At 52.7% G+C, this 24,157-nt stretch carries 25 protein-coding genes; 13 read left to right on the top strand and 12 right to left on the bottom strand.

Annotated features, from left to right (window positions below; translation table 11 throughout):
• Nucleotides 1–86 precede the first annotated feature (86 nt).
• On the top strand, nt 87–1,043 hold the full coding sequence (locus HOM51_13510) for an aldo/keto reductase (protein MBT5035525.1): 957 nt from the start codon (nt 87–89) through the stop codon (nt 1,041–1,043).
• Here the strand turns inward: HOM51_13510 and HOM51_13505 are convergent.
• The 3 genes from HOM51_13505 to HOM51_13495 all read right to left on the bottom strand — a co-directional run bounded on the left by HOM51_13505 (nt 1,040) and on the right by HOM51_13495 (nt 4,306).
• Entirely contained in the window at nt 1,040–2,710 is a 1,671-nt protein-coding gene (locus tag HOM51_13505) for a Tat pathway signal protein (protein ID MBT5035524.1), read from the bottom strand. The two genes, HOM51_13510 and HOM51_13505, sit on opposite strands and share 4 nt — an antisense overlap.
• A gap of 9 nt (nt 2,711–2,719) precedes the next feature.
• Complete coding sequence (locus HOM51_13500) at nt 2,720–3,220, bottom strand: tripartite tricarboxylate transporter TctB family protein (GenBank protein ID MBT5035523.1); 501 nt, start codon at nt 3,218–3,220, stop codon at nt 2,720–2,722.
• Nucleotides 3,221–3,316: 96 nt separating this feature from the next.
• Nucleotides 3,317–4,306 (bottom strand): tripartite tricarboxylate transporter substrate binding protein, encoded by a 990-nt coding sequence (locus tag HOM51_13495; GenBank protein MBT5035522.1) that lies wholly within the window; start codon nt 4,304–4,306, stop codon nt 3,317–3,319.
• 235 nt (nt 4,307–4,541) lie between these two features.
• Here HOM51_13495 and HOM51_13490 point away from each other — a divergent pair, with 235 nt between their 5' ends.
• Nucleotides 4,542–5,393: a TauD/TfdA family dioxygenase gene (locus tag HOM51_13490; protein MBT5035521.1), complete on the top strand. Its 852-nt coding sequence runs from the start codon at nt 4,542–4,544 to the stop codon at nt 5,391–5,393.
• Nucleotides 5,394–5,396: 3 nt separating this feature from the next.
• Here the strand turns inward: HOM51_13490 and HOM51_13485 are convergent, their stop codons facing one another.
• Entirely contained in the window at nt 5,397–7,007 is a 1,611-nt protein-coding gene (locus HOM51_13485; GenBank protein ID MBT5035520.1) for a thiamine pyrophosphate-binding protein, read from the bottom strand.
• A 119-nt stretch (nt 7,008–7,126) separates the two neighbouring features.
• Here HOM51_13485 and HOM51_13480 point away from each other — a divergent pair, with 119 nt between their 5' ends.
• Genes HOM51_13480 through HOM51_13455 form a run of 6 tightly spaced genes read left to right on the top strand, consistent with a single transcriptional unit; the run spans nt 7,127 to nt 14,782 of the window.
• Nucleotides 7,127–7,942, top strand: coding sequence for a hypothetical protein (locus tag HOM51_13480; protein MBT5035519.1), 816 nt, complete (start codon nt 7,127–7,129; stop codon nt 7,940–7,942).
• 5 nt (nt 7,943–7,947) lie between these two features.
• Nucleotides 7,948–10,908 carry a molybdopterin-dependent oxidoreductase gene (locus HOM51_13475; protein MBT5035518.1) on the top strand — a complete coding sequence of 987 codons (2,961 nt, stop codon included), beginning with the start codon at nt 7,948–7,950 and terminating at the stop codon, nt 10,906–10,908.
• On the top strand, nt 10,901–11,902 hold the full coding sequence (locus HOM51_13470) for an alpha/beta fold hydrolase (protein ID MBT5035517.1): 1,002 nt from the start codon (nt 10,901–10,903) through the stop codon (nt 11,900–11,902). The genes HOM51_13475 and HOM51_13470 overlap by 8 nt, the downstream gene beginning before the upstream one ends.
• The gene (locus HOM51_13465) at nt 11,895–12,671 is read left to right on the top strand and encodes an enoyl-CoA hydratase (GenBank protein ID MBT5035516.1); all 777 of its coding nucleotides are present in this window, start codon (nt 11,895–11,897) and stop codon (nt 12,669–12,671) included. The genes HOM51_13470 and HOM51_13465 overlap by 8 nt, the downstream gene beginning before the upstream one ends.
• Before the next feature lie 15 nt (nt 12,672–12,686).
• Nucleotides 12,687–13,880: a hypothetical protein gene (locus tag HOM51_13460; protein ID MBT5035515.1), complete on the top strand. Its 1,194-nt coding sequence runs from the start codon at nt 12,687–12,689 to the stop codon at nt 13,878–13,880.
• Nucleotides 13,877–14,782 (top strand): succinate--CoA ligase subunit alpha, encoded by a 906-nt coding sequence (locus tag HOM51_13455; protein MBT5035514.1) that lies wholly within the window; start codon nt 13,877–13,879, stop codon nt 14,780–14,782. The genes HOM51_13460 and HOM51_13455 overlap by 4 nt, the downstream gene beginning before the upstream one ends.
• A 119-nt stretch (nt 14,783–14,901) precedes the next feature.
• On the opposite strand, the gene HOM51_13450 is transcribed toward HOM51_13455, so the two are convergent.
• Complete coding sequence (locus HOM51_13450; protein ID MBT5035513.1) at nt 14,902–15,837, bottom strand: acetamidase/formamidase family protein; 936 nt, start codon at nt 15,835–15,837, stop codon at nt 14,902–14,904.
• A gap of 86 nt (nt 15,838–15,923) precedes the next feature.
• Here HOM51_13450 and HOM51_13445 point away from each other — a divergent pair, with 86 nt between their 5' ends.
• A complete protein-coding gene (locus HOM51_13445; GenBank protein MBT5035512.1) occupies nt 15,924–16,445 on the top strand; it encodes a cupin domain-containing protein in 522 nt (173 codons plus the stop codon).
• 31 nt (nt 16,446–16,476) lie between these two features.
• Nucleotides 16,477–16,794 (top strand): YbjQ family protein, encoded by a 318-nt coding sequence (locus tag HOM51_13440; GenBank protein ID MBT5035511.1) that lies wholly within the window; start codon nt 16,477–16,479, stop codon nt 16,792–16,794.
• An 8-nt stretch (nt 16,795–16,802) separates the two neighbouring features.
• On the opposite strand, the gene HOM51_13435 is transcribed toward HOM51_13440, so the two are convergent.
• Nucleotides 16,803–17,603 (bottom strand): hypothetical protein, encoded by an 801-nt coding sequence (locus HOM51_13435; protein ID MBT5035510.1) that lies wholly within the window; start codon nt 17,601–17,603, stop codon nt 16,803–16,805.
• Between the two features lie 148 nt (nt 17,604–17,751).
• Between HOM51_13435 and HOM51_13430 the strand changes: the two genes are divergently transcribed.
• Both HOM51_13430 and HOM51_13425 read left to right on the top strand, forming a co-directional pair.
• Complete coding sequence (locus tag HOM51_13430) at nt 17,752–18,354, top strand: glutathione S-transferase (GenBank protein ID MBT5035509.1); 603 nt, start codon at nt 17,752–17,754, stop codon at nt 18,352–18,354.
• A 17-nt stretch (nt 18,355–18,371) separates the two neighbouring features.
• The gene (locus HOM51_13425) at nt 18,372–19,466 is read left to right on the top strand and encodes a hypothetical protein (GenBank protein ID MBT5035508.1); all 1,095 of its coding nucleotides are present in this window, start codon (nt 18,372–18,374) and stop codon (nt 19,464–19,466) included.
• 6 nt (nt 19,467–19,472) lie between these two features.
• On the opposite strand, the gene HOM51_13420 is transcribed toward HOM51_13425, so the two are convergent.
• Genes HOM51_13420 through HOM51_13405 form a run of 4 tightly spaced genes read right to left on the bottom strand, consistent with a single transcriptional unit; the run spans nt 19,473 to nt 21,905 of the window.
• Nucleotides 19,473–20,210 carry an FkbM family methyltransferase gene (locus tag HOM51_13420; GenBank protein MBT5035507.1) on the bottom strand — a complete coding sequence of 246 codons (738 nt, stop codon included), beginning with the start codon at nt 20,208–20,210 and terminating at the stop codon, nt 19,473–19,475.
• 15 nt (nt 20,211–20,225) lie between these two features.
• On the bottom strand, nt 20,226–20,450 hold the full coding sequence (locus HOM51_13415) for a hypothetical protein (protein ID MBT5035506.1): 225 nt from the start codon (nt 20,448–20,450) through the stop codon (nt 20,226–20,228).
• A 21-nt stretch (nt 20,451–20,471) separates the two neighbouring features.
• The gene (locus HOM51_13410; GenBank protein MBT5035505.1) at nt 20,472–20,777 is read right to left on the bottom strand and encodes a hypothetical protein; all 306 of its coding nucleotides are present in this window, start codon (nt 20,775–20,777) and stop codon (nt 20,472–20,474) included.
• A gap of 24 nt (nt 20,778–20,801) precedes the next feature.
• A complete protein-coding gene (locus HOM51_13405) occupies nt 20,802–21,905 on the bottom strand; it encodes a hypothetical protein (GenBank protein MBT5035504.1) in 1,104 nt (367 codons plus the stop codon).
• A gap of 197 nt (nt 21,906–22,102) precedes the next feature.
• On the opposite strand from HOM51_13405, the gene HOM51_13400 reads away from it, so the two are divergent.
• Entirely contained in the window at nt 22,103–22,606 is a 504-nt protein-coding gene (locus HOM51_13400; protein MBT5035503.1) for a superoxide dismutase [Cu-Zn] SodC2, read from the top strand.
• On the opposite strand, the gene HOM51_13395 is transcribed toward HOM51_13400, so the two are convergent.
• Both HOM51_13395 and HOM51_13390 read right to left on the bottom strand, forming a co-directional pair.
• Nucleotides 22,603–23,436 carry a sel1 repeat family protein gene (locus tag HOM51_13395; GenBank protein MBT5035502.1) on the bottom strand — a complete coding sequence of 278 codons (834 nt, stop codon included), beginning with the start codon at nt 23,434–23,436 and terminating at the stop codon, nt 22,603–22,605. The genes HOM51_13400 and HOM51_13395 overlap by 4 nt on opposite strands.
• 28 nt (nt 23,437–23,464) lie before the next feature.
• On the bottom strand, nt 23,465–24,085 hold the full coding sequence (locus HOM51_13390) for an ABC transporter substrate-binding protein (GenBank protein MBT5035501.1): 621 nt from the start codon (nt 24,083–24,085) through the stop codon (nt 23,465–23,467).
• Nucleotides 24,086–24,157 lie beyond the last annotated feature (72 nt).

The raw sequence follows: 24,157 nt of genomic DNA, 5'->3' as shown, positions 1-24,157 counted from the left end.
AGTTAAAACGGATAATACATTGTCCTAGAGGCAAAACAATATCAGGTTGGATGAATAGCGAATTTAGAATCTAAATTGAGGAAAAGATGCAAACAACGACGTTGGGCAGAACAGGACTAAAGGTCAGCATCGCCGGATTAGGTGGCGGCGGTTACAGTCGGTTGGGCCAGGGATATGGTGCTGATCGCGCAGACTCGGTCGCAGTGGTCAGGGAAGCGATGGACCTTGGGGTTAATTTTGTAGACACGGCAGAAGCGTATGGCACCGAAGATATCATCGGTGAAGCTATAACGGGGCGACGCGATAAGGTCGTTATTTCGACCAAGCTGAATATCACCCCGCCGGGTGTTTCTCAATTTGGTCAGGATTTTGTTAGCGCTGATCAACTTAGGGAAAAGCTGGAAAATAGCCTTTCGCGTCTCAGGACCGATTATGTGGATATCCTACATCTTCATGTGGTGATGCCAGATCAGTATGAACATTGCCTGCGAGAATTGGTGCCGATTATGTTGCGGTTCCAAGAGCAAGGGAAAATTCGTTTCCTCGGTCTGACCGAAAGATTCATCAAAGATATGAAACATGAAATGTTAGCCCGTGCATTTGAAGACTCATGCTGGGATGTGTTTATGCCTGGGTTCAGTATTCTTAATCCGTCCGCAAGGGAGAGTGTTCTTGCGCCTGCAATTGAAAATGATATCGGTATTCTGAATATGTATGCAGTGCGCCGGGTCTTGAAGGACCAGAAGGCACTTCGGGATATTGTTGCGGACCTGATCAAGGAAGGACAGATCGATCCCACGACGGTCGATCAGAATGATCCCATCGGCTTTCTTGTCGAAAGCGGTGACGCGGAAAGTATCATTGAAGCGTGTTATCGATTCTGTCGGCATGAACCCGGCGTCTCAGTCCTTCTGACTGGCACCGGCAATGTTGAACATCTGCGACAAAATCTTGCTGCTATCGAAAAGGGGCCGTTGTCGGACGATAATCTCAAGAAATTAAATGAGATTTTTGGTAAGGTGGATTCTGTTTCAGGGAATTAAGTGGTCTCTTGGTCCGCCTCAAATTGCCAGCCGTTTTGCTTGCGCTGCCACAACTGATAAGCACCAAAGCAGAACACGATCACCGCCAGTGTCGGTCGGACCGTGCCCCCCATCATAATTAGCGGCAAAGAAATCGCGAAACATGCCGCCGGCAAATAGAACAAGGTCCAGAACCTTTTCTGATTTCGGTGTCCTTGGAACAGGGGGAACAAGGCGGAGAATATCGCGATAATCATAAAGAACAGCGACCATGGCCGGGTGAAGAAGGGCGTAAGATCCGGGGTAATGGCCAAGGCGCGCGATAGGTTCAATTCAGCAATATTACCCAGCACCACGCCCAAAATCATCGGCGCCAGCGGGAAGCCGAAATGCCGCATGAGAAAACCGAGAATCCCAAACCACAGTAACGTCCATAGATCAAAGGTAACATTCTGCAGTGCAAACACGCCGATGCCGCAGAAGCCGAGAATGATGCTCGCCAGCATGTACATCGGAATGCGGGTGACCCGGACGAAAATTCTGAGCATGAAAGATTGCAGCCCTAGCATCATGAAGGTGGCGATGAAAAATGAGATAAAGATAGAATACGCCAACACCGGCTCTTCCGTGATGAACGATGGGCTGGGAACAACATCATTCATCAGCAACGCGCCAAGCATGATTGCCGCGGTCACGTCGCCGGGAATGCCCAAGGCCATCAATATAATCAGCGCGCCGCCTTCAACAGCGTTGTTGGAACTCTCTGGCGCGATGATTCCGTCGGCGATGCCGGTGCCAAATTTTTCTGGATAGGGCGATGCCTTCTTAGCTTGGTCATAGGCGAGAATGTTGGCGATGGAGCCGCCAGCACCGGGTAGAATTCCAGTGAACACCCCAATCAGCGAAGACCGAACAACAACGGTCCAGCGCTTCGCGATTTCGCGGATGGCACGGCGGTGTTCGATCTTAACGTGAACTGTCCCACGCTGGGTTAGCGACTTTCGTGCTGTTTCCGGATCACGGACATCATTCAACAACTGAGAAAAGGCAAATAGGCCAATCAGGACAGCAATGAAGTCGAAGCCGCCAAGCAACACGTCGGAGCCAAAATCAAACCGGGCCATGCCAGCCGCTTCATCTTCGCCAACTGTTCTGAGCAACAGCCCCAAGGCACCGGCGATCAGTCCCTTGATCATATTCTTGCCGGCCAAACTAGCGGTGATGGTGAGCGCAAAGATCACCAACATAAAATAGCCCCACGGATTAAATTCGAGACCGATCTTGGCAAGCTGAGGTGCCATGGTCATCAGAAGTATGGCGCTAATGATACCGCCACAAAACGACGACCACACACCGATGCCGAGCGCCAAGCCAGGCTCGCCATTTCTGGCCATGGGAAAGCCGTCGAAGGTCGTCGCCACTGACGATGGCGTGCCAGGAATGCCGGTTAAAATCCCCGCCATCAGGCCACCTGACAGGCCACCGACGAGAACACTCACCATGGTCGCCAGCCCTAAATGCGCAGGCATAGCAAAGGTAAACGGCAGGGTAAGCACTACGGCCATTGCAATGGTGAAGCCGGGAATTGCGCCAGCGATCAAACCGGCAGATACGCCCACGGCCATGAGCAGCATGGCATGGCCGTTGACCAGCACGTCGAGGGCCGCAATTATGTTATCGATAACCATGCCAGCTTCCTAAAATGGGTCCATGAAAATGCCGGGGGGCAAAATCACTTCGAGGGCAAAGGTGAACAGGCTCCACATGGAACCGATGGCGAGTATGGAAATGCCTAGGTGAACTAAAGGCTTCCGACCGTCCCAGCCGCCCAGGACACCCATCAGGACAAAGACAAAAAGTATCCCGTCAATAAGCATGCCGAGAATTGGAAGGAGAGCTAGATATACAAAAAATAATCCAAAACACCAAAGCGGGTTGCGCCAATAAACAAGCCAACTCTTAAATCCGGGGTCGCGGTCGGACTTTTTTGCTGTCGCGACTGCTGGATTTCCCTGAAGGGATTGAATCAGATAAATCAAAGACAGGAATGACATGACGCCGATAATCACCCGCGGCCATGTCGATGGCTCTAAGACGCCATAATTAGTTACTTTAATTTCAAAACTAGACCAGAAAAAAACGCCGCAAAATATCAGTAATCCGATGGCGATGACGGCGTCACGATTAAGACGCTGCATGAAATCTCCCCTGGAACAAAAAATGGAAAAATCGAAAACGGCCCAGGCCTTGCTTAATGGCCCGGGCCGAATTCAAACTAACTTCGTCTTTTGTCCTTATTTCTTTGGCTTCCACATGCCAATTTTGATGGCAAGCTTTTCGTGGTCTTTATACATCTTGTTTGCCCACTTGCGGTAGCCATCAGGCCCGACGTATTCAACACCGGTTCCCTTCGCGTCCATCTGCTTCAAGAAGCTAGGATCGGCAGCAGCCTTTTTAAACACGCTAGCCCAATACTCGATGATAGGCTTTGGTGTTCCCTTTGGCGCGACAATGCCGCGTTGCAGAGCATAAATCATATCAACGCCAAGTTCTTTCAGAGTTGGCATGTTCGGCAAGTGCTTGGAGCGCTTCGCTGACGCAATAGCGAAACCCTTAAGATCGCCCTTTTCGAGATACTTCCGTCCCGATGCAACATTAAGTCCGCCCATATCAATGGCGCCAGAAAGGATGGCCGTCATCCGCTCGCGGGTGCCGTCATAAGGAACGAACTTGAACTTCATACCGGTCAAGTCTTCCAGGACCAACCAATAGAACTGACTGGTAGACCCGAAGGTTGCGCCAACCTTGACGGTGCCGGGAGCTGCCAGTGTGGCTTTCTTAAACTCGTTGAAGTTTTTCCAAGGAACACTTTTCGAGGCGCCAACGATATCTGGCGTCGAGGTCAACAACGCAATGGTTTCGAAGTTGTTGTAGTGATAAGGAATACGGCCCTTGAGATAGCTGGTAACGGCGCTCTGGTGGATGGCGAAAAGCGTGCAACCATTTGGCTTGGACTTGGCTGCTTCTTTGGCGCCTTTGTTGCCGCCTTGACCTGGGATCATCACCAGTTTGATCTTGGAAGGGATGTTCATCGACTTAACGACTTTTTCAAAGATCGCGAAGATCACCTGGGTGCCGCCGCCGGCCTTCCAAGGCACGATCAGCTTGGCCGTACTACATTTTGGTGCTGTGCCAGCCGCTTCTGCTGCTTTTGGGGTGAAAGCCGCGACCGCCGCGATAACACCAATGCCGACCGTAAGGCCGTATACTAATTTGTTCTTCATTCAGTCCTCCCGACTAAGAAAACAATTAAAATTTTAAGGGAAAAAGTGAGACGCTCACTGGAGAGTGAATTTTTTATAAATTCTTCTCCCCTCCCTTATGTTCGAAGTGACCATACCCGAATCTATTAGTGCGTGCTAGTGTTCTATTTCCATACCATTCTGGCGCCAAATCCCTTGACGATTAATTCTGGTCCGCCACACTGTTGGGAACCATTTTTAAAATTGAAAGTGCGTCATGGAAGTAAATCAACTGAACGAAACGATGGGTGCTGAGGTCACAGGAATTGATCTGACCCAGACTCTCGATGACGAAACCAAATCAGCCATCAACAAAACCTTTGTGGACAATTTAGTCGCCTGCTTTCGTGGGCAAAACTTTGACTCTCCCGACGCATTTTTGAAGGGGGCCGGTTACTTAGGGACTCCCGTTGCTCCGATCCTGACGAACTATCTGTTGCCCGGTCAAAAGGAAGTCGAGGCCCTCACCAGCGACGCCCATGACAAGCGCGTTGGCGGCATTGTGCCCCAACGTCGCGGACTGACGTGGCACACCGATCATTCCAATATTGCGGAACCACCGAAAGCGACGATGCTGTATGGGATTGATATTCCCAGCAAAGGCGGCGACACCCAATTTATAAATATGTATGCGGCCTATGATGCGCTTTCGGAAGATATGAAAGATTTCATAAATGGTCGCCGCGTGCTGCACGTCTATCAAGCCAGTCGCGCACCCCGTAAGATGGGCGTTCGCACCAAGGAACAGGAAGATAGCAGTCCAGGCGTTTGGCAGCCGCTGGTTCGGTTAAACCCGGACACGGGTCGCAAGGCGCTCTATCTCAATGATATGCGTATGGAAGAAGTCGAAGGACTCTCTGAAAAGGAAACAACTGATCTTCTTAAGGAACTATTGGACCATTGCATCCAACCCCGATTTCAATACAGCCACAAGTGGCAGAAGGGTGATGTCTTGGTATGGGATAACCGCAGCACCTTGCACCAAGGATCTGCCGGCATCGATCCGTCGGAACGGCGCTATCTGCACCGGGTTATGCTGCAGGGTGAAGCGCCGGTTCTGGCAAATTAATTTTTAGACTTCCCGTAAGGCGTTGAATTGATCAACGTAGCACGACGAATCAATGCGTGCTGCGATGACGGTCGTGCGGCCTGATTTTAAGGCGGCTTTGAGGGCGTCACCCAAAGCATGATCTGTATCAACAACCGCGCCGTCAGCGCCAAATCCTTCGGCTATTTTTACCCAGTCGACGCCGCCTAATCCGATACCGTAGGGTGTCACGCCCTTCACTTCCTGCTTCACTCTGATCAGTGCAATTTCGGAATCATCGAACACCAGGACAATGATCGGCAGATTTTCTCGCGTTGCGGTTTGCAGTTCGGCCACTGCCATAAAAAACCCGCCGTCTCCGGTGAATGCTATAACCGGTCGATCCGGATGCGCCATGCGTGCCGCGAGCGCGCCTGGAATGGCGTAGCCCATGGTGGCCAATCCGTTCGAAGTGAGGAAGTCTTTCGCGCCGTACGATTCCCACTTCTGAACCACCAACAATCGGCTGGCCCCGGCATCACACGTTGCAACCGTATTTCGTGGCATGACCGCATTGACCACTTCCAGCGCGCTCTGCGGCGACAGTCCTTTGGTTGGGACATCCAGGGCCGCCGAGACTTGAGTGCGAAAGTTATCGGCGGCGGCTTCGCCCCAACCGGACCCTTCAGAAACAAATTCAGTCAAGCTCGATAACAGAACTTTTAAATCACCAATGACTTCCATCGTGGACGGAATGACGGCATCCAAATTCGGGACGCTGGCCAAGGACAGAACCGGCAGCGTGTAAGGCCACGGCTTGGGCTGAAGTTCGATGCCATCGAGGCCGAGGGTTACAATCAAGTCCGATGAGTTGATCAGCTTTCGTTCGATCAAGCCGCCGATGATGCAACCCGCGCGGAGCGGATGGTCTTCAGGAATAGCGCCTTTGCATTTTGTTGTCGTTAAAACGGGAGCGCCTAGATGCTCCGCGAACGCCACCAACTCCTCTGCCGCGTCACACCAAAGGACACCCATCCCGACAATCAGAATGGGCTGTTTGGCGTCTTTGAGCATTTGCAGCGCGTCGGTAAGACCTTCTTCATCAGGCACAAGCGAAAGAACATTTGGCATCAGCGGTGCATCGGCGACCATTTCACCCGCGTCCAGTAGGGATTGATCTTCTGGCAAATCACAATGAATGGGGCCGGGCGCGTGGGATGTCGCGATCCGCATCGCGCGGCGAATTTGATGGCTCACGGTTTTACTGTTGATCGACATGCTATATTTGGTGATCGGCGCGAACAGGGCCTTTTGATCCATACGTTGCCGGAGCCCGGTCTCATAAACGTGTGACGCATATTGCCCCGTCACAGCGATCAGCGGACTGCGATCCATCCAGGCGTGCGCAATGCCGTTTGTCATGTTTGCAGTCCCAGGTCCGCAGGTTGAAAGACAAACACCCGGCGAGCCAGTGATTTCACCCCAAGTTGCAGCCATCATGGCGGCAGCGGATTCCTGTTTCATCAGGATAAACCGCATATCGGCGCGCCGCGCCGCGTCCAACAGTTCAACTGATTCTCCGCCAGGGTGGCCTACCATAAAAGGCGTGCCAGCTTCTTGAAATGACTCGACGAGTGTCTCGACCGTACTTGGCATGTTCGTTCCTAATTTTTTAAATAACTCCGCGACTATTAAACGTGGCTCCCAAAAAGCAATAATTTTTTAAGCGGAAAGCCTTTTCCTAGGGTCCCGAAAGAGGATACATTTTCACCGCAATGGATGGATCACTCCCCGACGAACAGACGGCTTTTAAGAATCGACCGGTTCTTGGAAACGCGCCGCTAAAAGCACTCGGCATCGCCGTTTTGGTGGCGGTGGCGGTGTATTATGTCGCGCTGTTTCCCGGTTTGCCGGAGGCTTGGCGGAAAGCCGGAAGTCCTGAATTGTACTTAACGGGCGTTGCGGGCGCGCTGTTGCTATTGGTTTCTGTGCTCTTTGTCGCAGTTAAGCGCGGCGGTGGCGGGGACCGCGCCCCTACTTACTACATCGCTCACGTAATTTGCGCCTGTGCGGGGGCAGTGTTGGTTGCGGTGCATGGGACGGGGAATCTGACCCGTCCACCGGCGCTTTTGTATCTGGCGATCTTGGGATTGATGGCGTTGGGAATTTGGGCGCGGGTACGCTTGTCGCGCCAGATATCAGCGACGTTTTCCCAAAAGCACAAAAACTTTTCGGCCGATGGTCCGAAGCTGGATAAAACCCGATTGCAGGCCCTGATCGACCAAAAACAAACTCTTCTAAGCGCACTTGATCCCAGTGCGAACGAGGGAACTTTTTCTCTGCGTCCGGGCCATTGGCGTTCGAAACCCATATCGTCTTGGCGTTATGCCAAGCTGGTGGCGGAAGAAAATGCGCTTATGGGAACTCGTGAAGCTGTGTCCGTAATGCAAGGCTATTGGTGGATGGTGCATCGTGCACTTGCGGCTTTGTTCGTATTGGGTGTTATCATTCATATCATTACCGTAACATTCTTCGCTGGGTATGTTGCCGACTATGGCGACATCACTTGGTGGCATTTGGCGGCATGGTGAGCACGATGAACAATATTTCAAATCGCTTGGCCCTGATGATTGACCTGGAACGCTGCATTGGCTGCAAAAGCTGTGAGGCGGCGTGCAAGGCAGAACATGGCCTGGGACCGGGTGAATTTCGAAATAAAGTCGCGTGGCTGGGCGACCCGGACGGCGGCGCTTTTGATTTCCTAACCGTAACGTGTCAGCACTGCGACCGACCTGCCTGTCTTCGCGCCTGCCCAGTCAATCCAAAGGCGATTGAAAAAGACCCGGAAACTGGCGTCGTTCGGGTGATGGAGAACCGTTGCACCGGCTGCGGCGAATGTGTCATTGCCTGCCCCTATGGGGCCATGGGGTATGACGCGGAAGATCATCATTCGGTTAAATGTGACCTTTGTCATGACCGAAGACAAAAGGACCTTATCCCGGCGTGTTCCAGCGTTTGCCCGGGTTATGCTATTTCGTTTGGAGATCGTAACGATCACCTGGCCCAGGCTAAAGAAGAAAATCGCACGGTGCGGGACCAAGACCATTTTCTGCTAAATCCCGCGACGGTTTATCTGGATGCGCTGCCCCGAGATAACCGCATCGATGGCCTGCGCCCGATTGATAAAGAACAAGTCCGGCGGCCTAAGTTTATGGACTCACCTGTTGCGCAAGGTGTCTTCCAGAAAAAATCTCCCAGCTTTCCCTACCGCGAGGCACGGCCCGACCGGGAACCAGATCGGGTGGAGCCCGGCGGCTGTAACATCTGCTTCAATTGCTGCAGCACCAAGTTTCATTTCAAAGGCGACAAGCTGGTCCGCATTACGGGCAACGAAGATGACCCGTTGTTGAAGGGGAAGGTCTGTGCGAAATCGCAAATGACCTTGCAGCTTTATAACAGCGATAAACGCCTGGAACGACCTTTGAAGCGTGTCGGTGCGCGCGGCGAAGGAAAGTTCGAACCCATCTTCTGGGATCAAGCGCTCGACGAAATTGCCGACAAGCTGAAAGCCGTTCGCGATGAATTCGGGGCTGAGGCCCTCGGCTTGTTTGCGGGTACCCGCACCGGCATCATCACCAGAGCAGCATATGTGCGCTTGTTTGCCCAGCTATTCGGCACGCCCAACCTGGAAGGCACCGACCCATTCTGTGCCGCCGGAAAATCAGTCGCCTATCAGTTGACCCAAGGAGCCATTGGCTCTGGCAATAGTTATACCGAAAACGATATGGGTTCGGCCGAACTGTATGTTTATTTCGGCGATAACCAGGCCGAAACCCGACCCGTCTATTTCGGCATGATCAATGATTGGCGCATCAAGCATGGCGCAAAAATGGTGGTGATTGACCCACGCTTGACGCCAACAGCGGCTAAGGCGGACCGGTGGTTGGGCGTGCGCCCCGGAACTGACATGGCGTTGGCGTTGGCGTTGGCTTACCACATTCTGGACCAAGGGCTGCAAGACAAAGAATTCTGCGAAGACTGGGTTGTTGGTTGGGAGAACTGGCGCGATCTGATTTTTGAAAAAGGCTATTCGCCAGATTGGGCGGCTCCTGTTACGGGCCTCTCCGCTGATGACATCCGCAGACTAGCCGAAGAAATAGCAGCAGCGGATGGCTGCATCATGTTCGGGTCGCGCGGTATCAACCAGCATACCAATTCAACTCAAACCAACCGGGCCTTGATGTTTGTGGCCGCGATCACCGGCAATTGGGGCCGGCCGGGCGGTGCGTATTTCAACATGACTGCCGGACCGCCGATTGCGCCAGATGCCCCCGCTGACCGTCGCCCTAAAATCAAAAAACCTAAAATTCGGAAAAGCCCGTCCGGTTGGACCGAAGCCATGCGCATCGGTAAGCCTTACCCGATGAAGGCGATGATTGCGTGCAACAATCCCTTCGGCCAATGGCCAGGCCAGAATACGGTCCGCGAGGCCTTCGAGGCTCTCGACCTGATTGTTCATATTGAATTATTTGCCAATGCGACGTCTGCCTTTGCGGATTATGTTTTGCCGGCAGCAGCAGGCATTGAGAAAGGCGAGATCGGGCGCACAAATGATGACCGGCGCATCGTCTGGATTGATCGCCTGATTGATCCCCCCGGCGAAGCAAAACCGGACGGCTGGATTTGGATCGAACTTGGCAAGCGCTTGGGCTTCGACGATGTGCTGAAAGAGGAATACAAAGACTCAGCACTTTTCTGGGATGAGGTTTGCATCAAAGATAATTTGCACCTGAAAGGCGTCACCCAGAAACGTCTACACTCAAACCCGTATCGCTGGGTTCGGTTCCCTGTCGCCACCGAAGACGCGCCTGAGATTGATACCTTGTACCAGGAAGGCACCACGGCGGTGGGTAAACCCGACGGCCATCGTTTTCCAACACCCTCGGGTAAGCTCGAATTCTGGACCGAAGAGATGGAAGCAAAGTTCCAAACCATGGGGCTTTCCGCCTTGCCGATTTTTTATTCTGAACGCGAACAGCGGATTGATCTCCCTTATGTCGAGCTATTGCAAGACGATGGCGGCGAAGGTGTCATCAATCCCTTCCACCCGGCCCCGACGTCCGGGTCACCAGGGCGGCTGGTGTCGCCCGGCAATGATACGCCGGGACAGAAGCTTCGCGCCGAAGGGTTCGAGCTGGAATTGGTCACGGGCCGTGCATCCGCGGCCCACTTCCACAGTTGGACCCATTATTTCTGGCAGGCCCAGGAAATGTGCCCGGATATGTATTGCCAAATCCATCCAGACCGTGCCAAAGAACGCGGCATCGAAGACGGCGATAAAGTTCGCGTCGCGACGTCGCATGGCTCGGTTGAAGCCGTCGCTTGGATCACCAACGGCATTCGCGATCACGCGGTTTTCCTACCCATCGGTTGGGACGAACGCCAACCATTTCATCCATGGAAGTCGGTGAACTTTCTAACCGATAGAACTCAGCGTGATCCAGTTTCCGAGCAAACAAATCTCAAATCCCTCTTGTGCAGAGTCGACCGTGCCTGAAAATTTTAACATTGATGAACTAGACCTGGAACTCGGTGGGCGACTTCAGAATGCGGACCTCGCCTATGAAACTTGGGGGCGTTTAAATCCTTCGGGTGATAACGCAATTTTGGTCTGCCACGGCTATACGGAAGGCTGTCATGCGGGGGGAGAAGGCGGATGGTGGCAGGGCCTAATCGGATCAGGCTGTGCGATGGATACGGATAAATTTTTTGTTGTCTGTTCCAACATGCTGGGTTCTGCCCGAGGCAGCACGGGACCCAAAAGCATCAGTCCCGAAACCGGCAAGCCCTACGGCCCAGACTTCCCTGATGTCACCGTCGGCGACATGGTCAATGCCCAGGCTTTACTAACAGAACACTTGGGTATTCGCGAATTGGCGGCCGTCGTGGGCTATTCCTTCGGCGGCCATCTGACATTTGAGTGGGCGATGAGTCGGCCTGAAAAGGTAGAGCGGATCATCCCGGTGGCAAGTGCGCCAAAGGGGCGGGGCGACGCGCAAGTCCTAGTAGATTTGGAAAAACCGTTCGCCGCACGCAAAGGCTGGAACGGCGGTCACTTTTACGGGGGTGAAGGCGAAGGCGAAATCCGTGACGCCATGGTCGCCTTTCGCATCGACATGAACCGAGAATTAGGTGTCGCTGACGCTTTTATGGAAGACCTGAACGACGCAGCGAAGGTCGAGCAAGCGTTAGATGATGAGGCGCAAACTTGGGCGGATCAATGTGATCCGAATTCTCTCATCGCGCTGCGTAAGACAGCGATGCGGTTTGATGTAACCGATAAGGTGGCGAAAATCACCGCCCCCATGCTGTACATTCTGTCTCGGTCAGACACCCTTTATCCGCCCGATGTCGCGCCGCCTATTGTTGAAAAAGTCAATCAAGCAACGACGTTTATCATCGACAGCGACGACGGCCATGCGGCCCCTGAAACTGATTGGGAAAAAATGGCGGACGTGCTGCGCGACTTCTTGGAAACAGAGCATGGTTGATTTCAAGCACCTGACTTTTGAAGAGCCCGAACCCAATGTCGGCGTGGCGACGATGAACCGGCCTGAGGTCATGAACGCGGTTAATACGGTTTTGGCGGGGGAACTCAGGGATGTGTTCTTAGCCATGGAAACGGGTGTCTTAGGCGATATCAATTGCCTGGTTTTGACGGGCGCCGGAGAACGCGCGTTTTCTGCGGGGGGCGACCTGAAAGAACGAAACGGCATGTCCAACGAACAGTGGCAATCACAGCGTGTGGTCTTTCGCGAATATAACCGGGCGCAGGAAGCCTGTCCGATCCCAATCATCTGCGCCGTAAACGGTCTTGCCATGGGGGGTGGGGTGGAAATGATCATGCGGTCGGATTTCGCCTATGCGGTCGAAGATACAAAATTCGGACTGCCGGAAATTCGGCATGGTTTTTTTCCGGGCTCCGGTGGGACCCAACGGTTTCCGCGCCTGACCAGCGAAGCCCGCGCCAAGGAAGTTATTTTGTCGGGGGAGCATTTTAGCGCGGAGGAAGCGGCTGAATGGGGGGTGGTAAACCGGCTATTCACTCGGGAAGAACTGCTCCCGGCTACAATCGCCATCGCGGCAAAAATTGCGGCCCATCCAACCGAAGTGGTGCGAACTGTGAAACAAGTCATTCACGATGGCTTGCAGACCGACCTGACTTCAGGCTTAAAAATGGAAGCCGAAAACCATGATCGAATTTCATCTTCTGAAAGTCGACTAAAAGGGATCGCGGCGTTTAATGAACGAAAGAAGTAGAGAAGGAACTCTTACGTGCGGCGACTGACCGAAGACGAAACCAAGGAAATTTTGAAAGCAGCCGGGCTGCCGGTTCCAACGGGTGAAGCTGTTTCAAGTGCGGCTGCGGCTCGTACGGCTGCGGCACGCTTTGAAAGTGGATCAGTGTTGAAAGCGTTGGTGCCGACAGGACGGCGCGGAAAGGCCGGGGCGGTTCATATGATCGATGCGCCTGATGACGCCGCTGCAGCCACAGAAAAATTGCTCGGCCAAATCATCCACGACTTTCAAGTGGATCAGGTCTACATCGAAGAACGGGTGGCGATTGCCGACGAATTTTATTTGTCGTTTGCGATAGAATCCTACCCTCCCAAATTACTCATCAGCCGCCAAGGCGGGGTTGATATTGAAGACACCTTTCGCACCAATCCAGAAGCCGTAGTGATGAAGGATATTGATCCCTTGGTCGGTGTCACGGCGGACGCTGCTACTGAGTATTGGCGCGAGGCAGGCGTCGCCGACGAACACCTACGCAAACTCGGTGATGTGACAAAAACACTCTATGAAGTCTTTCGCGACCAAGGTGCTCTGACTCTGGAACTTAACCCCGTCGCTATAGATGGCAATGGAGACGTGCAATTGGTCGGCACCATGATGGCATTGGAAGACCCGATGTTTTTGCACACAGACAGTGGCGGCATGGTGAGCCTGGGACGCAAATTGAATGAGCGCGAACGCCGCGTGGCGGAAGCCAACATCAACTTGCCCGGCGGCATGATGCGCTATACCGAATTGGATGGCGACATAGGCCTGTATGTCGGCGGCGGCGGTATGGGCGTGATCGAGCATGACCTAATGCTGGCCGAAGGGGGGCGACCGGCAAACCACACAGATTCCTCCACCGTCAATGCGGATAAGGTCAGGGTCCTGGCTGAAGCGATTTTGGACAATCCGAATGTTCGGGGTCTATTGGTCAGCTGGCATTTCCAGCAAATGGGACGCATTGATAGACGGGTGATTCCAGTGGCGGAGTTGCTTACGGAACGCAATGTAGACCTAAAGAAATTCCCGGTGGTCATTCGCATGTTTGGACCGGGGGAGCCCGATGCGAGGAAAGTTTGTGAAGACCTGCCGGGCATCCATTATCTGCCCCACGCGACTCCGGTAGAGGATGCTGTGCGGCTGATCATCAAGCTCACAAGCGAGTTGGATCAGGGAGCGGCATCATGAGTATCCTTGTCGATGGCGCTACCCGAGTTTTGATCCAAGGCATCACCGGCACCCAAGGCCGACGCCACACTGAATTTTCCATAGATTACGGCACCAACGTTGTGGCTGGCGTGACCCCTGGTAAAGCCGGACAGGACGTTCGTGGCGTTCCTGTCTTTGACACGGTTGCGGACGCCGTTGCTGAAACCGGGGCCGAGGCGACAGTGCTCTACGTTCCTGCTGCTGCCGTTCCAAGCGCGGTCGAAGATGCAGTCGCGGCTGGCATAAAATTGATCGTCGGCACGTCAGAAGGAATCTCCCGCCAACAAGCGGCTTACTTCCGCGCGCTGACCGAAGCCAAGGGTGCAAGGCTCGTCGGATTTAATACGACCGGGGTACTGTCTGCCGGAGAGGCCAAGCTTGGCGGCATTGGTGGCGAGGTCTCAGACTTCCTCTATCCTCGCGGTCGGATTGGTGTCTGTTCTCGCTCTGGCGGATTAACAGGCGAAATCGGCTTGGCGATGAAGCAAGACGGCTATGGTATATCAACAGCCCTCGCCATGGGCGGCGACTGGATCACCGGCACGCCAATGGTGGAATACGTGCGCCTGTTTGAACAAGACCCGGACACCGACGCCATTATCCTGTTCGGTGAAACCGGGACCGACAACGAACTGGAAGTCGCCGAACACTTGGTGGCCAATGGTATGAAGAAACCAGTTATTGCATTATTAGCCGGACGCTTCCAAGAAAACTATCCCCCGGGCATCAGCTTCGGTCACGCCGCCGCTATGATTGGTAATGACAAGCAAACCATTTCCGCCAAGGCAAAAGCCCTGACGGACGCAGGGGCGGCGGTGATTGCAACGTTGGAAGAAGTGCCGTGGCGGTTGCGGGATTTTGGGGTGCGGCCAAGTAATTAGTGCTTTACTCATCGTCCTTCGAGACGCCGCTGTCGCGGCTCCTCAGGATGAAGATGTTTATTTAGATTTAACGAACCTCTTCATCCTGAGGAGCGCAGAATGCGCGTCTCGAAGGACGCCTAAAACAGCGCCTTCTCTAATACGCAGTGAATGCCCTTATTGCCATCGACAATCTGCGTGACTCGCAGGTCACCGGCCAGACTGCACAGCCGATAGACGTCTTCATCCGTTAAATTGGATATCTCGGTCACCCAGGAAATCATCTCACGCAGGGCTTGGGTTGCAGCATCGTCCAGGTCTGGGTTCAGGCCCATGGAAATCAGGTGGGTTTCTGTTTCGGCGCGGGGGAATTTCAGGCCCGTGTTTTTGTGCAGGATAAATTCGAAGGTGCCGGTTAATCCGGTTTCTAGTGCGGTCAGACAGACCTCGCCGTCGCCTTGCGCGCCATGGCCGTCACCGGCTGAAAACAGCGCGCCTTCGGTCCAGATCGGGAAATAAACCGTCGAGCCCGCCGTCAGTTCTTTGTTATCGATATTGCCGCCATGTTCGCGGGGTTCCTTGGATGAGATCCGTCCGTACGCCGGGGGCGGTGCGACGCCGAAGTTACCGAAGAACGGATTACACTTAAGCGTCTTTCCCCATGGCAGTTCTGCCGTTTGTGCTTCTTGGTTGATGGGAATGATGATGCAGCGGGTATAGGGAAAGTCTTCCGGCAACGCGCCGCTCAGTACGCGAATAAAATTATGCCCCCAACTGTCGGCGAGTTTTATGTCTTGAATGCGTACTTCCAGGGTATCGCCCGGTTCAGCCCCCTCAACCCAAATTGGCCCGGTTAGAATATGCTGGCCAATTTCAGGCTTCAGATTTTCGACAACTTCCATATGCTCCGCCCGAACCAGACTTTTGTCCTCAGGCATTCGTGAAATGCCGCCCGAAATTGACGTCACGGTGACAGTGTCCCCAGACTGAATACGGAGTACGGGATCAAGAGCAGAATCCCAATAGCCCCAGTGAACGGTGGAGGAGGAGGGGTTGAGGGTGTGGTGAGTTGGCATGGTGAATTTTCCAGGAGTATGTTACATCAGGGCTTCGTCTAACTGTATCAAACGAAATCGCCATTAAAAAGAGGGAGATGGGGGAAATGACAATCACGCCTGAAGATATGGAGGCCCGCACCGCGCGCTTTAAAAAATTAAGCTATAGTGCAGAAGGGTACCTAGACACTCGTATCCCCGCCCATGAAAGAAATACTTATAACGTCATTGGTCGCGGCGTAACGGAAGATCCTAATCTTTCCCCGGCCATTACTGACGCCCAAGATTTCAACCTAACCTACATTGGTGCGGAACCGGGAAAGGGAGCAGCCTTGCACGACCACCCTACGGTTGAAGTGTTTATTCCAATGACCGGGACGTGGGCCATTATTTGGGGCGATGAAGGGCAATTCGAGACCACTATTGAGCAATTTGATGTTGTGTCCGTGCCGCCAGGCGTCATGCGTGGTTTCCGCAATGAAAGTAATGAGCATGGTTTTATCATGGCCATTTTGGGCGGTTCTAACTCGGGCAGTGTTTCCTGGGCCGGCAGTGTTATCGGTGAGGCGGAAAAAACCGGGCTGAAACTAAATGAAGACGGGACAATCAGTGAACTCGTTCCTGCATAGGGCATCCTAAATTTAAAGCAAGGGAATCCAAATGATTGTCGTCACCACCGAAACAATCCCACAGCATGAAATCTCCGAAGCATTGGGGATCGTGTCGGGGAGCATGGTGCAGTCCAAGCACCTTGGACGGGATATCATGGCCGGTCTCAAATCTATCTTTGGCGGTGAAATTATGGGTTATACGGAGATGCTGGAAGAAGCCCGTGCACAGGCCCGCGCGCGGCTGGAGGAGGCCGCACGGGACTTAGGTGGCGATGGCGTTGTTTGCATGCGCTATTCAACGAGTACCGTATCCCAGGGAATGTCTGAGATTCTTGCGTATGGGACAGTTGTTAAATTTAAGCGGTAGGATTTCCTCTAACTCCCGGGCTTCAACGCCTTCCAGACTTTGTTGTTCGTCTCCGACGTGATCAGGTCGTGTTGGTGGGACAGGCAGGATCGGAGGCCGGGGGAGATATCTTTTCTCAAAAGCTCACGGCAGTCGTTGATGGCAGTCTTGGTCAGACGGGCAGCCTCAGGCGGCTGGCGTTGGGATTTTACCTTCTTCAAAACGGATGGAAGTTTGTCGATACCGGCCGAATTATCTGCGGGTAACTGGTTGACCATTTGATTGAGATATCGGGTTGCGGACACCCGTACTTGGTCTGCTTCGAATGCGCGCGCAGCCACCACGCGAAGCGGGCCTGTATAGCGGCGAATTTCGCGGGCAGTTAGCGGCTTGGGATCGTCTTTCAGGGCAACAGGAATGGCTGAGGCCAAGGGCTCAATCACTACGGCAGCGTGGCCTTTGCCAAGTTTGGCGACAACATCGTCAGGTACACGGAGGGAGACCGAGTGATACATACTGAATGACTTAATTTCCACCTGCTCCGCAATGGGAAAGGTCTTTTGAACTCCATCTGAGCTTGTAAGTATAAGCGTGATGCGAGATTTCTTGGCAAGTTTGTAGGCGGTTCCATAAACTGGCGCGGGGCGACTTTTTTGCAGGCACATGGAGGTAATCTCAGCGGCGCACATTCCGTTCTCACACGTTAGTGGTACAGGCTCAGCCGACGCGACCAATCCCAAAATCTGAGGTGCTGCATAAACCGGCGTAGGCGCCAAAATAAATCCAGTTGAAATTAAGGCCAAAAACAGGGGGTACGTCAGGATCCGCATCGGTTTCTCCTTACCAAGCTATAGGAAGGTCTATTCGCCTAAGACCATTTGAAGGGGTGATTTTAGTACAGTGACTTAGATTTGTCTCCCCCCGGCGGAAATTTTTCGGTATTGAAGAGGTTCCATTATTTTTGTCGTAGAGGATATCATGCCCTTCACCCTTCGCTCGTCGCCCAGTTCTCCCTTCGTTCGTAAAGTAAATGTCGCTGCAGCTGTGCTGGGGATATCCGATCAAATCACACTCGAAGTCGCGGTGACAAAGAATTTGGAACCCTCGTTGCTGTCGCAAAATCCATTAGGGAAAATCCCGGCGTTGGTTTTGGAGGACGGGCGCGTGCTTTATGACAGCAGGGTCATTATGGACTACCTAAACACGGTCGCTGGGGGCAGCATTATCCCTGAAGACACAGATGAGAAATTCAATGCACTGACACTTGCGGCTCTGGCTGACGGAATTATGGAAGCCGCGTTGTTGGTAGTTTACGAAGGACGCTATCGCCCGGATCAGAAACCTTACGCACCTTGGCTCGACATGCAGCGCGAAAAGATCAGGCGCGGGCTAACGTCTTTAGAAACCGCACTTCCCTCGGTAGACCCGGTGACTGTGGGGACCATTGGCCTCGGCTGTGCGCTCGAATACATCGATTTTCGCGGGCAGTTTGACTGGCGGGATGATTATCCGAACCTCCTCGGCTGGCTTGGTGAGTTTTCAGCGGCGGTTCCAGTGTTCAAGGACTCTTCGCCCGCGTAGTACGGTGGATTCAAACGATGGCGCGTATATTACTGTATTGCATGAACGGGACTGGGTTGGGGCATATCACCCGAATCTTGGCAGTCAGTCGGCAGCTTCGAAAGCTCGCGCCAGAGACGGAACTCTTGGTTCTTACAAGTTCGGAAAATTCGAACATTCTTTGGCAGGAAAAGATTGTTTCTGTTAAAATTCCCTCACAGGAAACGATTGCCCTCGAGAAAAATTTGCCGATTAGGCATCTCGCTTCCTCTCTGACAGCGCAGGTATTTGCCACGTTTCAGCCTGAAATTATCGTTGTCGATAGCGCACCTCAAGGCGCATTTTCGGAACTTCTTTCTTTGTTGTCTACAGTTCCGAAGCGCGTTTTTCTCTACGGCAATTTCCCGAATATGATAAAGCACTCTGCCTATCGTTTTGCGGTCAATTTTTATGATCGGGTGATCATGCCCTATCACGAAGATGAGCAAGACATCCTTCCCATCAAAGATTCAAAAGAAGGAAAACTTGTTTGGACGGGAGATATTCTGGTGCGCTCAGTTGATGAAATTCAGCCTCGCGATGTGGCACGTAGACACCTTGGTCTAAGGGAGCAGGGTGAAGATGAGCTAACTGCTTACGTCGGGCTTGGCGGTGGTGGAAATGTCAAAAATTCAGAGTTTAGGGACTGGGCCTTGGATGTCCTTTCAGAATTTTCAGATATCAGAATTGCCTGCGCAGCGCAGCCCCTCTCCAGTGATGTCGATAAAATTTCTCAAAGGGACAACTGTGTACCGGTCAATCACTTCCCCATGGTCGAATATTATTCTGCCTTTGATTTCTGCATTTCTGCAGCTGGCTTTAATTCTGCCGAAGCGGTTCATGCAGGTCTACCCGCAATCTGGGTGCCGTTCGGATTTCCGGCGACCGATCAAGAATTTAACGCGGATCGGTTCACGAATGCCGACCTTGGGGTCAAGGTGACGCCGTTGGATACAGAAGCATTGCGCAAGGCAATTGAGTCCATGCGCGATGCCAAATATCGGCATGCCCTGCAAACCCGTATGCGGGACTGGGCCGGACCTAATGGGGCCGAACTCGCGGCAAAAAGTATTTTGGAACTTGTCGCCCCTTAGATTTCTTCAAAGAACGATCTTGTAGTCTTCCACCCCAGGCCAGGTGCGAAGGACATCTTTCGCGACATAGGTTACATCACCCCGGTGCGGCACATTAATTTTTGCATTGAACAAGCGGTGACTGGGCGAAAGAAGCGCATCGATAAATTGCCTGTCTTCTTCGCTATGGAATTCTATATATATCACCAATATCTGCGGCAACATTCCCGCAATAGAGGACAGAATGTGCCGTTCAGCCCCTTCCGTATCAATCTTCAAAATATCAATCTTCTCAATAGACAGAGTTTGAAAACATTTGCGAGCGTCCCGCAAAATGATGGTGCCTCCGGTTGACTTTGTATCAATTCCTTCTGCCAGCGAACGCGTTACGGTATCTTCATTTCCCTGATAAAGAATGGCCTCTTTATCCGTGTCAAAGAGACCATAGGGATGAACTTCGACCCCAGAAATACTCGCCGTATTTTTTTGCAGAAGCTGAAATGTTTCGGGCGCCGGTTCGAATGCGACGATTCTGGCATTCGTATATTCGTTCGCGAAGAGCACCGTCGTAGCACCTACATTCGCACCAATATCAACGATACAAGTGACGTCGGGTATTTTTTTAAATAACGGGTAGGTTATACCCTGAAATATATCGTTGGTAATTTTGCGATTTATATCTGTATCGAAGCACGTGAATGGATGTGGCTGTCCGCGCAAGCCAACATTAAAACTAATCGTTTTAGGATTAGGGTTGGCTGGCATGGTCTATACCCTCAGTTATGCAGTTCCGAGGAATTTTCCCACGGCCTGCGTGACAGCAGATTCCGCACGCGCGTCCAACTCAGTTTCACTCAACGTACTTACCGGATGATCGATGATGACCGGAACCAAATCCGTCATGCCAAGGGCCGCACGTTGGACCTCTGCTTCGTGAACGAACTCAGTGGTGACAATAACCGCGGTTGGGCGGCCCGCAGTTTCTAGCGTAATCCCGTCATGCATACAGCACGACGTGCAGGAGCCTCAGTCCCCGATGGCCGTCACCACCACATCATTCTCCGCTGCGATTCGCGCGATCAGTTCTGGGGTGGCGACCTTGGAGAAACTTTCTTTGCGATAGTAATTGGTCTCGGCAAAGTCGTGGGTGTCTTCCAACCGAGCAAGCACTTTTCGAAGCAGCTTGTTGGCGTTCCATTTTGTGTTGTCCAGTATGCCGAGTTTGAGGCCCGCCAAAGATTTAACCCGGGGTGCAATTGGCAGCGGTTCAGCCTCGACCACGCCTCTGGGGTCATAGACCCTGACTTCATCTTGCGGGATATCCAATGCCATGGGAGTTCCTTTCTTAAAGATAGTTTATAGCCGACAGGTGCCGTCGATGCAGACCGGGCCTCCGATGGGGGCACTGCCGTCAACGGCACGCAGGACAGGGCTGGTCATGTGACCCCAACCGGGAATGAAGGCAGAGAACCGACCCGCCTCGCCGCCAGCAACAAACAGATGAATGTTATCAGGTTCTGGCACGACGGGGATATTTTCGTCATCGCGCCTGCGGAACCATTTGGGCAGGCTGCGGTTGTAGACCTTGCCGTAGCGGTGCTGGAACGCGACTTCACCAAAAGTATTCCGCGCATGATACCAGAGATACATTCGTACGTCGTGCCGTGTCCAACCCTTGCCAGCAATAGTGGTCGCGTGTTCCGGCGAAATCACCACAGTGCAATGACCGCTGGAGACGGCGTTGTTGTGGGCGATCGTACTCATTGCTGAAACCAGAGAATCTAAAATTCCTTCAGGATCATCGGCAACGTGGTTGGTAACGCTGTGCGGCGGTTCGGCGGCGATCATAAATACCGTCGAGTCGGTTTCGCTGTATCCCTTCTCGACAGAATAAGGTGCCCATGGGCTGTGTTCTTGGTTTTCCGCAATGCAGTAGGTGTATTTGCCAGGATGGCCAAGGGTACTCTTGTCCAAGTCCCCGGGCCAGGCTCCACCGACGTTTAACAGGATCATTCGAACGGCGCGGCCAATGGTCGCATTGGCGCGGTTGCCAGAGCCAAAAACATTGCATCCTGAATTCATGCCGATCTCATTTCGAATCGGCCCGTTCACGATCAGCAGGGGAGACGCCATATGCGTCGTTGCCTGTACCCCATTGAGATTGAAGCTCTCGTCCGTCAGCGCCAACATCGCCGCGCGAACCACAGAGGCATAAATTGGTAAGCATCCTGCCATCACCGCGTTCACTGCCAAGACTTCACGTGTGAGATTGCCCCAGCGCGGGGGTACTCGGCACTCAACAAAGTCTGGCTCACCACCCAGCGCGTCCAACATCGCCTGTACTTTTTCGGGCGTTGGCGGGACAACCGGAAAACCGTCAGAAACGCCTTGGCTGTAATACCATTCGATCAGGTCTTCACCGGCCAGCGCGGTTTGGGGAAATGTCTTTGTATCGTTCATAAGGGTATTATGCGAAGACGCCGGGGGGCGTTGCAAGGGGGAGAGAAATTTTTTTAGAGAGACGATTGTAATCCTACCCAGCTCAACCAATAATTCTAGAAGATATTTTGAAAATACCACTTAAAAGCGGCACTTCAGGGAAGGACCCAACAATGAAAAAATCTTATTTATGGATCACATTTGGAATATTTGTTGCGATGGCTGCTCTTGGTGGGACCGCATCAGCGGCGACCATCACCGTTACGTTTCATAAAGTCCAGACGGAACGGGCGAATGGGCTTGGTGAGATCGTCGGTATGATCGTTTTTCAGGATACGGCACGTGGCCTAAAAATCATGCCCAATTTGAAAGGGCTATCCGAAGGTCGGCACGGCACCCACGTTCATCAGAATCCAGACTGCGGTCCTAAGATGAAGGGTGGAAAGTTGGTCGGGGGATTGGCGGCAGGTAGCCATTTTGATCCAAAAAAATCTGGCAAGCACTTAGGCCCTCACGGCGGCGGCCACTTAGGCGATTTACCGTTGCTCTATGTCGATTCTAATGGCAGGGCGACACGTACGTCCTACGCACCAGCACTCAAATTGTCAGACCTTAAAGGCCGCGCCATCGTAATTCACTCAGGCGGTGACAACCACTCCGATATCCCGAAAAAGCTCGGTGGGGGCGGTTCTAGGGCAGCTTGTGGTGTCGTTGTCTATTAGTTCATCTGCTCCGCTGGGGCCCATTTTTTAGCGCGAATTTCAGCCTCAAGGCGTTCTTTGGTGGTCAAATTTGCACCATGTTTTCTCATATTCATAGGCGCTGACTTGTGGCCCTGATTAGAGGATAAAATTAGAAACATCATGCCGCGGACCTTGTCCTGGGCGATGCCTTTGCCCTCAATTAAGCGCGTGCCGATATGATTTTGTGCTTTCGCATAATCTTGCAAAGCAGACTTTAAAAACCACTGCGCTGCAGTCTTAATATTCTTTTCTACACCACGGCCATCCCGATAGATCTTGCCAAGGTTGTACTGAGCCTTCATTTGGCCTTTCTCTCCCGCCATTTTAATCCAGCGGAAGGCCTCAGTATGATCTTGCGGAACCCCGAAGCCTGAGGAATACATTTTGCCAAGCGAGTATTGAGAACGGATAACGCCCTTCTTGGCGGCCATTTTTAGCAAGGCAACTGCTCTCTTGTAGTCTTTCTTGACGCCTAATCCATTGGCATAGGCCTGGGCCAGGTTGTGTTGTGCCTGACCATCACCATTATCGGCGGCCTTATTCCACCAATTGAGCGCTATCTTGCGGTTTTGTTCAACACCGCGGCCATCGTTGTACATCACGCCGACATTGAACTGCGCGCCTGCGTCGCCCTTCATCGCCAGGGGCTTCCAGACAGCCAGTGCACCCATAAAGTCACCCTGCTGATATTTTTCCCAGCCAGACCCTGTTTCCGCTTCTGCAGGAACGGCCAAAGTGATGGCCGCCGTCACAGCAAGTGCACCTGCCAAAGGGCGATAAACTTTCGATATTCCTATGAGAGCTTTCATTGTATTATCCCTCCTATATTCCAGCGCTCTAGCGCCGGGCCGCGAATTTGGTGTTTCTCAGTCGCAAACTCTCAATCAAGCCGTTAACGCCCTGTGATTTGATTACAGAAGCATATTCGGATTGCTGAGTTTTGATCATGCTCAGTCCAGCGACCATGACGTCGAGAATTTTGAAGCCTTTGGGTGTTTCTCTTATCCGCCACCCAGCTTTAATTGGGGGGCCACTTGGTCGCGAAATAACGGTCCTGACCAACGCATCTTTCTTGCCGAGTTTCTGTGAGCCAACGACCTTGAAGCTCTGGCCGACATAGCCACCCAACCGCCTTGAATAGGTGCGGAGTACGTTCTCACGAAACAGACCTAAAAATTCTTTCTGTTGTGCCTTGCTTGAGGATCGCCACGCCCGGCCCATGACATATCGACCAATACGATAGAAATCAAAGTTACCGCGTAGAAGATCACGGATCTTGGCCTCGCGGACATCTAGCGGTGTCCCCTTGACCTGCAAAACAGCAACGGTGGAATTTGCAAGCTGGGTGAGAAAACCCGCAGCTTTCTCAGGCGATGTAGCTGACGCAGACTGGGGCGCAACAGCCGTTGCGACAAGAACTGCAATAGCAAATGCAATTAAATTACGACGTAAAATCATGGTAGCTCCTTAACACTCTTCCCCCTGCCTCTCTTCTTTTATCGAACATTTAGCAGAAAAAAGCTAATAAAT

This window comes from Rhodospirillaceae bacterium, from assembly GCA_018660465.1.
Classification (GTDB): domain Bacteria; phylum Pseudomonadota; class Alphaproteobacteria; order Rhodospirillales; family JABJKH01; genus JABJKH01.
Note: the sequence above shows the minus strand (reverse complement) of the source record. Positions and strands in the feature narration are given on the sequence as shown.